The organism is Streptomyces luteolifulvus (assembly GCF_008806595.1).
In the GTDB taxonomy this organism is placed as follows: domain Bacteria; phylum Actinomycetota; class Actinomycetes; order Streptomycetales; family Streptomycetaceae; genus Streptomyces; species Streptomyces luteolifulvus.
Window position 1 is genome coordinate 102,058 of the sequence record NZ_VZRB01000028.1, and the last position, 12,145, is coordinate 114,202.

General features: G+C 71.4%; 9 protein-coding genes and 1 rRNA gene. 5 read left to right on the plus strand and 5 right to left on the minus strand.

The features are described from left to right. Positions 1-53 precede the first annotated feature (53 nt). The 4 genes from F7R91_RS31305 to mtnA all read right to left on the minus strand — a co-directional run bounded on the left by F7R91_RS31305 (position 54) and on the right by mtnA (position 6,114). The gene (locus F7R91_RS31305; RefSeq protein ID WP_150954528.1) at positions 54-1,883 is read right to left on the minus strand and encodes an LpqB family beta-propeller domain-containing protein; all 1,830 of its coding nucleotides are present in this window, start codon (positions 1,881-1,883) and stop codon (positions 54-56) included. Then, positions 1,873-3,954: an MtrAB system histidine kinase MtrB gene (mtrB, locus tag F7R91_RS31310; RefSeq protein ID WP_150954531.1), complete on the minus strand. Its 2,082-nt coding sequence runs from the start codon at positions 3,952-3,954 to the stop codon at positions 1,873-1,875. The genes F7R91_RS31305 and mtrB overlap by 11 nt, the downstream gene beginning before the upstream one ends. Before the next feature lies 1 nt (position 3,955). Continuing rightward, a complete protein-coding gene (mtrA, locus tag F7R91_RS31315) occupies positions 3,956-4,645 on the minus strand; it encodes a two-component system response regulator MtrA (protein WP_191971700.1) in 690 nt (229 codons plus the stop codon). Positions 4,646-4,965: 320 nt separating this feature from the next. Further along, positions 4,966-6,114, minus strand: coding sequence for an S-methyl-5-thioribose-1-phosphate isomerase (mtnA, locus tag F7R91_RS31320; protein ID WP_150954534.1), 1,149 nt, complete (start codon positions 6,112-6,114; stop codon positions 4,966-4,968). 140 nt (positions 6,115-6,254) lie between these two features. On the opposite strand from mtnA, the gene F7R91_RS31325 reads away from it, so the two are divergent. Genes F7R91_RS31325 through F7R91_RS31345 form a run of 5 tightly spaced genes read left to right on the plus strand, consistent with a single transcriptional unit; the run spans position 6,255 to position 11,919 of the window. After that, complete coding sequence (locus tag F7R91_RS31325) at positions 6,255-7,613, plus strand: DUF7544 domain-containing protein (protein WP_150954537.1); 1,359 nt, start codon at positions 6,255-6,257, stop codon at positions 7,611-7,613. A 4-nt stretch (positions 7,614-7,617) separates the two neighbouring features. Continuing rightward, positions 7,618-8,427 carry a DUF4129 domain-containing protein gene (locus tag F7R91_RS31330; RefSeq protein WP_150954541.1) on the plus strand — a complete coding sequence of 270 codons (810 nt, stop codon included), beginning with the start codon at positions 7,618-7,620 and terminating at the stop codon, positions 8,425-8,427. After that, the gene (locus tag F7R91_RS31335) at positions 8,424-9,620 is read left to right on the plus strand and encodes a DUF4350 domain-containing protein (protein WP_150954545.1); all 1,197 of its coding nucleotides are present in this window, start codon (positions 8,424-8,426) and stop codon (positions 9,618-9,620) included. Before F7R91_RS31330 ends, F7R91_RS31335 begins: the two co-directional genes overlap by 4 nt. Further along, entirely contained in the window at positions 9,620-10,609 is a 990-nt protein-coding gene (locus tag F7R91_RS31340) for an AAA family ATPase (protein ID WP_150954565.1), read from the plus strand. Before F7R91_RS31335 ends, F7R91_RS31340 begins: the two co-directional genes overlap by 1 nt. After that, positions 10,609-11,919 carry a DUF58 domain-containing protein gene (locus tag F7R91_RS31345; protein WP_150954548.1) on the plus strand — a complete coding sequence of 437 codons (1,311 nt, stop codon included), beginning with the start codon at positions 10,609-10,611 and terminating at the stop codon, positions 11,917-11,919. Before F7R91_RS31340 ends, F7R91_RS31345 begins: the two co-directional genes overlap by 1 nt. A 101-nt stretch (positions 11,920-12,020) precedes the next feature. On the opposite strand, the gene rrf is transcribed toward F7R91_RS31345, so the two are convergent. Beyond that, positions 12,021-12,137: ribosomal RNA gene (gene rrf / locus F7R91_RS31350) — 5S ribosomal RNA — on the minus strand. Positions 12,138-12,145 lie beyond the last annotated feature (8 nt).

A 12,145-nucleotide genomic window follows, 5' to 3' on the forward strand; every position in this document is an offset into this window, starting at 1 on the left:
GGCGCGCAACTCACCTCGACCGGACCGCAGCTCACCCCCGACCGGACCGCAGCTCACCCCGGATAGACCGGCGCCGTCCCCTTGGTGACCACCTGCTGCCACTGCGCCCCGGACGGCAGCCGGACGATGCCGTCCTCCGAGTACGCCACCAGCGGCACCTCGTCGCCCTCGGACGCGGCGATCTCGTTCACCCCGGTCAGGGCCGCGGGCGCGGGCGCGTCCGGCGTGGAGCCGTCGACCTGGACGTACCGCAGCTGTTCCACGCCACCTGGCTCGCGCCCGACCACCACGAGCCGGCTGTCACCGGCCCACGACATGGCCGTGACCTCTTCCAACCCCGGGGTGACGGAACGCAGTTGCTGGACCGAGACGGTCTGCCGCTCCCCGCTCCTCAGCTCGCGCTGGATCCGTCCGACGAGCAGGGACCCCTTGCCGTCCTTCTCCACGACGAGCGCGATCCGCACACCGTCGGCAGCGACCCGGACGGCTTTGATGCGTCCGTCGAGGCCGGAAGCCTTCACCTGCAGCGGCTCGCCCTTGCCCTGCTCCAGCAGGAGCAGCCGCGGGCTGTCGGGATTCCGGTCGGCCACCCACAGGTCGCCCTGCGAGTCCCAGCTGGGCGCGGTGAGCCGGTCGTTCTCCGTCTTGCCCTCGCTGACCAGCACGGGTTCACCGAGCGAACTGCCCGACACCATCGACGCGACGTACAACGCCTTGCCGTCCATGCCCACTCCGGCCGCGGTCTGCTCGTTGCGCGAGACCGCCCCCGAGCGCAGCGTCTTGTCGCCTTCGCCCAGCGGCCCCGGCACCGCGTCGGGCCGCGTGCCGTTGCTTTCGGCACCGATCCGCACGAGCCGGTGCTCACCGTCGACGAAGTACAGGTAGCTCGGCAGTTTCGCCGAGCCGCGCGCGGCGACGGTGACGGCCCGGTCGGTGAGCGAGCACAGCTGCGCCCCGTCCGCCCGCAGTTCCACCTCGTCCACCGCGGGAGTGACGGTCTGCAGGGTGAACAGAAGCTGGGCGGCCATCTCACTGCACTGGGCCGAACCGACCCGGGCAGCCTTGTCGTTCAACGGCACGGTGAGCTTGTTCTGGTCGTCGGGCGTCAGCGAGCTGACGCCCTTCCCCAGCGCCGTACCGGAGGGGAAGCTGGACCTGACCACCGGTCCGAGCCATTTCGTGGGCCCGTTGAGCACCGAGCGCACCACCTGCGTCACGGGGTCCACCATCCGGCGGACGTACACCGGATCGGCGACCGCCGCCGGTTCCGAGCCGGTCGCGCCCACCGTGTTCGCGGCGAAGTAGTACTTGTTGACGGACGCGTAGGTGCGCTGGAAGTCCGACTTGCCCATGACGACGCCCCGCGGCAGCGAGTCGATGCGCCACTGCTGGGTCTTCTTGTCCCGTGTGAGGTGCAACGACTGGCTGTAGAGGCCCGCGGCGGGCGTGTACGACTGCTGTGCGTCCACGGTGGCGACGCGGGTGCCGGTCAGCGCGTACGAGACGTCGTCGGCGTCCTCCTGGCCGCCGGACCGCGTCGCCTCGGCGTCGGGCCCGTCCTCGAGCACCGTGGTGGACCACTCCGGCGTCCATTTCTTGGCGGCAGAAGGGGTCAGATACTTGCGCGCGGTCTCGTAGTGCGGATCGTCACTGGTCAGCGCCTCCAGGAAACCCTGCACGATCTCCGGGGGCTGGGCGTCGTCCGCGGGCGGCACGGCGAAGACCCGCACCTGCGTGTCCTGGCGCGGTGTGGACTCGACGCCGCGCAGATCCCCGCTGTCGGGCATCGAGGCACATCCCGCCAGCAGTACGGCCCCGCAGGCGGCGTACGTCGCCGCGCGCACCGGTCCGCGCCGGGCGCCCCCCTCGCGGTCAGCGCCCACGAGATGCCTCCCCTTGCTTGTTCATGTCCCCCGGCCCGGCGTCCCCCCGCCTCGGGCTCTCCTTCCGCGGCGCGTCCTCGGCGGGCGGGTCGTCCTGGCGTCGGGTGCCGGAGACGGGCCGGGGCACGACCCGCGCGCCATTGCCGGGCAGCGCCGTGGGGTCGGCCGTGGGCGCCCCCACGGACGTCCGCGGTGCGATCGGGTCCCGCGGCGGCAGCGGCGGAACCTGGTCGCTCGGCTGCACCGGCACGGTGGCGGCCTTCTCCCCGCCCCCACGCGGCAGACCGGCGTCATTGAGCCCACGATTGCGCCGCGAGTCCTTGGGCTCCAGCGGTATCGGCGAGCCCCTCAGCGGCTCGTCGGCGGTCCGTGGCAGCGTCAGCCGGAACTGCGAGCCGCCGCCCGGTTCACCCCAGGCCTGCAGCCAGCCGCCGTGCAGCCGCGCGTCCTCCAGGGCAATGGACAGCCCGAGGCCCGTACCGCCGGTGGTACGCGCGCGTGCCGGGTCGGCCCGCCAGAAGCGGCTGAAGACGCGGGTCGCCTCGCCCGGCTTGAGCCCGACACCGTAGTCGCGCACCGCGACGGCGACCGCGCCGCCCGCCGCGGCAAGCTTGACGACGACGTCCTTGCCCTCGCCGTGCTCCACGGCGTTCACGACGAGGTTGCGCAGCACCCGCTCCACGCGCCGGGCGTCGGCCTCGGCGACCACGGGCTGCTGGTCGCCCACCACGCGTATGTGGGTGCCCTTGCGCTCGGCGAGTGGCTCGGCTCCGCTGACGACCCGCCGCACGACCTCCCTGAGGTCGATCGGCTCGGCCTCCAGCGCGGCCGCACCCGCGTCGAAGCGGCTGATCTCCAGCAGGTCCGCCAGCAGCGACTCGAACCGGTCCAGCTGGTCGGCGAGCAGCTCGGCCGACCGCGCGGTCACCGGGTCGAAGTCCTCCCGCGCCTCGTGGATGACGTCCGCGGCCATCCGCACGGTCGTCAGCGGGGTCCGCAGCTCGTGCGACACGTCGGAGACGAACCGCCGCTGCATCCGCGACAGGTCCTCCAGCTGCTGGATCTTCAGCTGAAGGTTCTGCGCCATCTTGTTGAAGGCCTCGCCGAGCCGCGCGATGTCGTCCTCACCGGTGACCTTCATACGTTCCTGCAGACGCCCGGCGGACAGCCGCTCGGCGATCCCGGCCGCCATCCGCACCGGGGTGACGACCTGCCGCACCACGAGCCATGCGATGGCCCCGAGGAGCACGACGACGAACAGACCCGCCGTCGCCAGCGTCCCCTTGACCAGGCTCAGCGACTTCTCCTCCTGGGTGAGCGGGAAGAGGTAGTAGAGCTGATACGGGTCGCCGTTCGGGTCATTGACCTGCTTGCCGACGACCAGGCCCGGCTGGGACTCCTTGTGGGCGTCGGCGTTGTAGAAGATGCGCGTGTAGCTCTGGGCCGCTGCCGTGCTTTTGTCGACCCGCTCCCGCAGGTCCTCGGGGACGCTGGCGGTGGGGTTCACGCGGCCCGAGGCACGCGGTCCGCGACCGCCGCCGCTGTCGTTGCCGACGGGCAGAGTCACCACGTCGAAGGCGCCCTGGCCGCCGCTGGAGAGGGACGCCACGAGGCTGCTCATCCACTCGATGACGTTCTGCGCGGGCCGGCCGTCCACCGTGGAACTGTCGTCACCGGTGCCGCTCGCCGCCTCGTCGGCCTTCTGCTTGGCCACCGCGAACCCGCCGGTCGCCTGGCTCTGCGAGGCCTTCACCTTGGCGTCCAGGAGCCCGTTGCGCACCTGCCCGATGACGACGAACCCGAGCAGCAGGACCACACCCAGCGACATCAGCAGCGTCGTGGCGACTACCTTGAGCTGGATGTTGCGCCGCCACAGCCGCATGACGGGCAGCAGCGGGCGTCGCACCCAGCGCATGAACAGGCGGAGGACCGGGCTGCCCTGGACTCCGCCCTGCAGCAGCCCTCCCTCGAAGAAGCGTGCCCAGCGGGAGCCCGCCGTCTTCCGGCCGACAGGCCGCCCCGTGTGAGCCCCGGTCCGCCCGGGCGACGAAGCGGCACTGTCTCCGGACATGTCAGCTGGGTCCTGCCTTGTATCCCACACCACGGACGGTCACCACGATCTCCGGCCGCTCCGGGTCCCTCTCGACCTTGGAACGCAGCCGCTGCACATGCACATTGACGAGACGCGTGTCCGCGGCGTGCCGGTAGCCCCACACCTGCTCGAGCAGGACCTCACGCGTGAACACCTGCCACGGCTTGCGTGCCAGCGCGACCAGCAGATCGAACTCCAGCGGCGTCAGCGCGATCGACTGCCCGTCCCGCTTCACGGAGTGACCGGCCACGTCGATCACGAGATCACCGATGGCAAGCTGCTCCGGCGCCGGCTCCTCCGACCTCCGCAGCCGCGCCCGGATCCTGGCGACGAGCTCCTTCGGCTTGAACGGCTTCACGATGTAGTCGTCGGCGCCCGACTCCAGGCCCACGACGACGTCGACGGTGTCGCTCTTGGCCGTGAGCATCACGATCGGCACACCCGACTCCGCCCTGATCAGGCGGCACACCTCGATGCCGTCCCGGCCGGGCAGCATCAGGTCGAGCAGCACGAGATCGGGCTTGGCCTCACGGAATGCTGCCAGCGCCTTGTCGCCGTCGGCTACGAAAGACGGCTCAAAACCTTCACCACGCAGCACGATGCCGAGCATCTCGGCCAGTGCGGTGTCGTCGTCGACGACAAGGACTCGTCCCTTCATAAACGACATCATCCCATTCTCATAACGGTGGCGAAGACGCAGGTGAGACACCTCACTGCCCCGTGACCATAGTCGTACGCGACCGTCACTGTCTGCCCCCGTCCGCTGACGTCGATGTCAGTGACGGATGCCGGCACGTCGACCGCCACCCGCCCCGCCATCCTTACCCACCGTGTACCCAGCTCCCATCCCGCCTCGGAGATCCGCAGTTGGGCGACCGCACTCGTGGGTGAGCGGGTCGTTGCCGTCGCCGTTGGATGTCACGGCCCCTCTGCCTGCGAATCGCCGCAGGTGGAGGGGCCATGTTCGCGAATCGGGCCGACCTCATCCCCCTAGCTGATCGTTACCTGGCTCGACCTGGCACACAGCTCTGTCAGAGCCTCAGCCGTCACGGGCGACACGACGCCCTCCTCGGTGACGATCGCCGTCACGAGCTCGGGCGGCGTCACGTCGAACGCCGGGTTGTACGCCTGGGTCCCCAGGGGTGCCACCGGAATCCCGCCTCCCGCTTCCGCTCCCGCCACCGGCACCTGCGGTGCTGTGACCTCCGTCACCTCATGACCGGGGCGCTGCTCGACCTCGATGGACGCCCCGTCCGGCGTGTCCGGGTCGATCGTCGTCACCGGCGCCACGACGATGAACGGCACATGGTGATACCGCGCGAGCACGGCGAGCGGATAGCTCCCCACCTTGTTCGCCACCGAACCGTCGGCGGCGATGCGGTCCGCCCCGATCAGCACCGCATCCACCTCCCCCGCCGAGAACAGGGAGCCCGCCGCGCCGTCGGTGAGCAAGGTGTACGCCATCCCGTTGCGCGCCGCCTCGTACGCCGTCAGGCGAGCGCCTTGCAGCAGCGGACGCGTTTCGTCGACCCACAGCCGCCGCAGCTGGCCGACCCGGTGCGCGGTGAGCGCCACGGCGAACGCCGTCCCCTCGCCGCCCGACACCAGCGACCCGGTGTTGCAGTGCGTGAGAATCCGGTGCCCGCCCCCGGGCAGCAACTCCTCCAGCAGCGCCATCCCGTGCTCGGCCATCCGGGCGCTGGCCTCGGCGTCCTCCTGATGCAGCGCCCGTGCCGCGGCGAGCGCCGCCTCGGCGGCCCGGCCGGCGTCACCACTCTTGGCGAGCTCGGCCAGATACGCGGACCGGGCCCTGCGCACACCGACAGCGAGATTCACCGCGGTGGGCCGGGCTCCTGCCAGCGCAGTCGCGGCCTCGTCCACGTCGAAGCCGCGCGCGGCGGCGAGCGCGACACCATACGCCCCGGCGATACCGAGCAGCGGTGCCCCGCGCACGGCGAGCGAACGGATCGCCTCCACCAGCGCGGGCGCGTCCGTACAGACCAGCTCGACCTCCTCCGCCGGCAGCCTCGTCTGGTCGAGAAGGACCAGTACGGGCCCTTCGGGTGGCTCGTCCCAGCGGATCGCCGGAATCCCGCTCGGCCGTTTGTCCTCACCGCTTTGCACGTACTGATCAGCCATGCGATCAGTCTGCCCCTTCTGCGGCGGACAATTGAAGGTGTGCAGCCCATACCGCGGCCGGTCACCCGACGACCACCCCATGGCACGATGGCTGCCAACCTGCCGCCGCGACCGCGGACGGGCACCGTGAAGGAGCGACGATGAAAGACACTCCGGGCTGGGCCTCGCCCGGATCCGCCCCGTCGGACGGGCAGGAACCCGGCGCGTCCCGCCCTGCCGACCAGCCGGGGGCCGCACAGCCCGCGGACCAACCCGGCCACAGCCCGCAGGACGCGCCCTCCCAGGGCCCGGGCTCGCAGTGGTCCAAGGAGCAGCCGCCCCCTGGCCAGTGGTCCGCCCCCACCGGCCCGACAGGCCATGGACAGACGGCTCCGCCACCCCCGCCGCCCGGCCCGGGCTGGGGTGCCCAGCCCCCTGCCGGCCCCGGCGGCTACGGGGGCTACGGTCCTCCCCCCGGCTCCGGCGGCTTCGGAGCCCCCGGTGCATACGGCGCCTGGGGAACCGGCTGGGGTGGCCCCCCGCCGGCGGCCAAGCCCGGCGTCATCCCGCTGCGTCCGCTCGGCGTCGGCGAGATCCTCGACGGTGCCGTCTCCACCATGCGCACCTACTGGCGCACGGTCCTCGGCATCTCGCTGACCGTCGCGGTCCTCACGGAGATCGTCGCCATCCTCGTCCAGGGCTTCGCCCTGAACGACACTGCCGGCGCCGACGCGTTCAACGACCCGAGCGCCACCCTCAGCGAACTCACCCGTGCCATGGGCGACGCCTTCCTCGGCTCCGGTGTCATCTTCCTGATCTCCCTGGTCGGCACGATCACGGCAACGGCCCTGCTCACGACCGTCACCAGCCGTGCGGTGCTCGGCAAGCCGGTGACCATCGGTGAGGCCTGGCGCGACGCCCGCCCGCAGGTGCTGAAGCTGTTCGGCCTGATCTTCCTCCTGCTGCTGATCACCTTCGGCGTGGTCCTCGTGGGCACGCTGCCCGGCATCCTCGTGGCCGTCGGGGGCAACTCCGAGGCAGGCGCCGCCCTCGCCATCCTGGGCGGCCTCGGCGCCGGTGTGGTCGCCGTGTGGCTGATGGTCCGCTTCTCCCTCGCCTCGCCCGCGCTGATGCTGGAGAAGCAGGGCATCGTGAAATCGATGAGCCGCTCCGCGAAACTCGTGCGCGGCTCCTGGTGGCGGATCTTCGGCATCCAGCTGCTCGCCATGATCATCGCGAACATCGTCGCGATGATCGTCGTCATCCCGTTCACCCTCTTCGCCGCCGCACTGAACGGGGGTTTCACCGTCTTCCTCAACGGCGGCGGCGACCTCGGCTGGTCGTTCCTGATCGTCAGCGGGATCGGATCGGTGATCGGCTCCATGATCACGTTCCCGATCACGGCAGGCGTCACCGTGCTCCTCTACATCGATCGGCGCATCCGCCGCGAGGCCCTCGATCTCGATCTGGCCCGCGCGGCCGGTGTCCAGGGCTACGGCACCGCCACCACGGGGAGCTGATGCGGTGAGTCTCGCGGGGGGAGTTCTCACAGCGGCACCGGCGGCTCTTCCACGCGCCGCCGACACAGCCGTACGGGCCTTGCTGCGTGCCGGCGACGCATCCGTGCTGTCGCTGGCGCACTCCGGGGACGAACCACCGGTGACCATCCCTCGTGATCCCGCGCGGGAGGCAGCCCGGCGTGAGCTGTCCAAGCGCATGTACCACGAGAACGACCCCAACCCGTTGCAGCGCGCCCTGGACGCCTTCTGGGAATGGGTCGACAAGCTGTTCAACAGTGCAGCAGCCGCGACTCCCGGAGGCACGGTCGGCCTCGTCGTCGTCATCCTGGCCGTCCTCGCGGTCCTCGGAGCCCTCTGGTGGCGCCTCGGGACCCCCGGCCGCCAACCCACCTCCTCGGCGGCCCTGTTCGACGATCGCCCCCGCAGCGCCGCCGGGCACCGAGCCGCCGCCGAGGCGCACGCCGCCCAGGGCCACTGGAACCAGGCCCTCCAGGAACGCATGCGCGCCATCGTCCGCTCCCTGGAGGAGCGCGCCCTTCTCGACGGCCGCCCCGGCCGCACCGCCGACGAGGCGGCCGCCGAAGCGGGCCGCGCCCTCCCCTCGCACGCGGACCGACTGCCCACCGCGGCCCGGGAGTTCGACGACGTGACATACGGCGGCCGGACGGCGACCGAGCAGTCGTACCACCGCATCGCCGAACTCGACCGCGACCTGGAGCGCACCAAGCCGGCGCTCGCGAGCAGCAGCAGCACCAACAGCAGCGACGGCAGCCATAACGCGGTCCCCAACACCCGCCGGGGAGCCGCCGAATGACCCCTGAGGCCACGCTCCCGTCCACCTCGGCCTCGCCCACCGCCCGCCAGGTGTGGTCCCGCTCGCGCGGCATCCTGCTCGCCGCCGTACTGCTCCTGGTGGGGGCGGTCGCCATCGCCGTGATCCGCTCCGATGCCCGACATGGCAGTCTCGACCCGCGCTCGGCCGACCCCTCCGGCAGCCGCGCCGCCGCCGAACTCCTCGCCGACCGCGGTGTGTCCACCCGCGTGGTGACCACTCTGGACGAGGCACGAGCCGCGGCCGGCCCGGACACCACCCTCCTCGTCGCTGTGCCCGACCTGTTGACGCACCGTCAACAGAGCCAACTGCACGGGGCAGTCGCCGGCTCCGGAGGCCGTACCGTCCTCGTCGCACCAGGCAGCTGGTCCGTCGAACGGCTCGCCCCCGGCGTCGTCGCCGACCCTGCCACCAGCCTCGACTCGACGCTCTCCCCCGACTGCACTCTGCCCGCCGCCCAGCGCGCGGGAAGGGCCGACACGGGCGGCATCCGCTACACCGCGACGCGCCCCGACGCCGACGAGTGCTACCCCAGCGAGCGCCTGGCCACCCTGGTCCGGGTTCCGGACGCGTCCGGGAACGGTGACACCGTTCTGTTCGGCGCGCCCGACATCCTCTACAACGATCGTCTCGACGAGCAGGGCAATGCCTCGCTCGCGCTCCAACTCCTCGGCTCCCGCGCCCATCTGGTCTGGTACCTCCCCTCGCTGTCCGACGCCACGACCCCCGACCCCGAAGACGAACGCGGCCTCTTCGACCTGCTCCCCTCGGGCTGGCTCTGGGGCACGCTGCAACTCTTCATCGCGGCAGCCCTGGCCGCCATGTGGCGGGCACGCCGACTCGGCCCCCTCGTGCCCGAAAAACTCCCCGTGGCGATCCGCGCCTCCGAAACCGTGGAAGGCCGAGCCCGCCTCTACCGCAAGGCCAACTCCCGTGACCGCGCTGCCGCCGCTCTTCGCTCCACCACCCGCACCCGCCTCGCCCCCCTCGTAGGCGTCCCCGTCGCCCAGGCGCACGCGCCCGAGGCACTGCTCCCCGCGCTGTCCGCCCACCTCCACGGCGACGGACAGGCCCTGCACTCCCTCCTCTTCGGCCCGCCGCCCGGCGACGACGCGGCCCTCATCGCCCTCGCCGACCAACTCGACGCCCTCGAAAGAGAGGTACGCCGTCCATGATGGACCCGACCACTGACAACGCCGGGTACACCGGGGATCCGGGCACCGCCCGGGCCTCCCTGGAGGCCCTGCGCGCCGAGATCGCCAAAGCCGTGGTCGGCCAGGACCCCGCCGTGACCGGCCTCGTCGTCGCCCTCCTCTGCCGCGGACACGTTCTACTTGAAGGAGTCCCCGGAGTCGCCAAAACGTTGCTCGTCCGCGCGCTCGCCTCCGCCCTCGAACTCGACACCAAGCGCGTTCAGTTCACCCCGGACCTGATGCCCAGCGATGTGACCGGCTCCCTGGTCTATGACACCCGCACCGCGCAGTTCTCCTTCCAGCCCGGCCCGGTCTTCACCAACCTCCTGCTCGCCGACGAAATCAACCGCACGCCGCCGAAGACGCAGTCGTCCCTCCTGGAAGCAATGGAGGAACGCCAGGTCACGGTCGATGGCACCCCGCGTCCGCTGCCCGAACCCTTCCTGGTGGCCGCGACCCAGAACCCGGTCGAGTACGAGGGGACGTATCCCCTGCCCGAGGCCCAGCTGGACCGCTTTCTCCTCAAGCTCACCATCCCGCTGCCGTCCCGCCAGGACGAGATCAACGTCCTCACCCGCCATGCAGAGGGCTTCAACCCGCGCGACCTGCGCGCTGCGGGCGTGCGCCCCGTAGCCAGCCGGGGCGATCTGGAAGCCGCGCGCGCCGCCGTCGCCAAGACGGCCGTCTCCCCGGAGATCACGGCCTACGTGGTCGACATCTGCCGGGCCACCCGCGAGTCCCCGTCCCTCACCCTCGGCGTGTCACCCCGTGGCGCCACAGCCCTCCTCGCCACGTCCCGCGCCTGGGCCTGGCTGACGGGCCGCGACTACGTCATCCCCGACGACGTCAAGGCACTGGCGCTCCCCACCCTCCGCCACCGCGTACAACTCCGCCCGGAGGCCGAAATGGAGGGCGTGACGGCCGACTCCGTCATCAGCGCTATCCTCGCCCACGTCCCCGTCCCCCGCTGATGGCTCTCACCGGACGCGCCGCGCTCCTCGCGGCCCTCGGCTCCGTCCCCGTCGGCATCTGGGATCCCAGTTGGACGGGCATCCTGGCCGTCAACGCACCCCTGGCCGTGGCCTGCGTCTGCGACTTCGCCCTGGCAGCACCCGTGCGACGCCTGGGCCTGACCCGCTCCGGCGACACCTCCGCACGCCTCGGCGACACCGCCGACGTCACCCTGACGGTCACCAACCCGTCCCGCCGCACGCTCAAAGCGCAGCTCCGCGACGCCTGGCCGCCCAGCAGCTGGCAGCCCGGCACCGAAGTACAGGCCTCCCGCCACAGGCTCACGGTCCCCGCCGGCGAACGCCGACGCGTCACGACCCGTCTGCGCCCCACCCGCCGCGGCGACCGCCAGGCCGACCGCGTGACGATCCGCTCGTACGGCCCCCTCGGGCTCTTCACGCGCCAGGGCACCCACAAGGTCCCGTGGACGGTCCGCGTTCTACCCCCCTTCACCAGCCGCAAGCATCTCCCGTCGAAACTCGCCCGCCTGCGCGAACTCGACGGTCGCACCAGCGTCCTCACCCGCGGCGAGGGCACAGAGTTCGACAGCCTGCGTGAATACGTCCCCGGTGACGACACCCGCTCCATCGACTGGCGAGCCACGGCCCGTCAGTCGGCGGTTGCCGTACGCACCTGGCGTCCCGAGCGCGACCGCCACATCCTCGTGGTCCTGGACACCGGCCGCACGTCCGCAGGCCGCGTGGGCGACATCCCCCGCCTCGACGCCTCCCTGGACGCCGCGCTGCTGCTGGCCGCGCTGGCATCCCGGGCCGGCGACCGCGTGGACCTGCTCGCCTACGACCGCCGAGTCCGCGCGATCGTCCAGGGCCGCACGGCACGCGACGTACTCCCGTCCCTGGTCAACGCAATGGCCACCCTCGAACCCGAACTCGTCGAAACCGACGCACGTGGCCTCACGGCTACGGCACTCCGGACGGCCCCCCGACGCTCCCTGATCGTCCTGCTCACCACACTCGACGCGGCTCCGGTGGAAGAGGGCCTGCTGCCCGTCCTTCCTCAGCTCACCCAACGGCACACTGTGCTGCTGGCATCCGTCTCAGACCCCCATGTCTCCCGCATGGCGGCGTCCCGCGGAAACACGGAGGCGGTGTACGAGGCCGCTGCCGCCGCCCAGGCCCAGAGCGAACGCCATCGCACGGCAGAGCAACTACGCCGTCACGGAGTCACAGTTGTCGACGCAACACCGGATGAGCTGGCGCCGGCACTGGCCGACGCGTATCTGGCCCTCAAGACGGCCGGGCGTTTGTGAGGGAAAGGGGAGCTCAGAAAGGCCCAATCCCCTGGCCCGTATAACGAGCCCGGAACGCAGAAAACCCCGCACCGGAAAGGTGCGGGGTTTTCCCAAAGGTTGTTCGGCGGCGTCCTACTCTCCCACAGGGTCCCCCCTGCAGTACCATCGGCGCTGTAAGGCTTAGCTTCCGGGTTCGGAATGTAACCGGGCGTTTCCCTCACGCTATAACCACCGAAACACTATG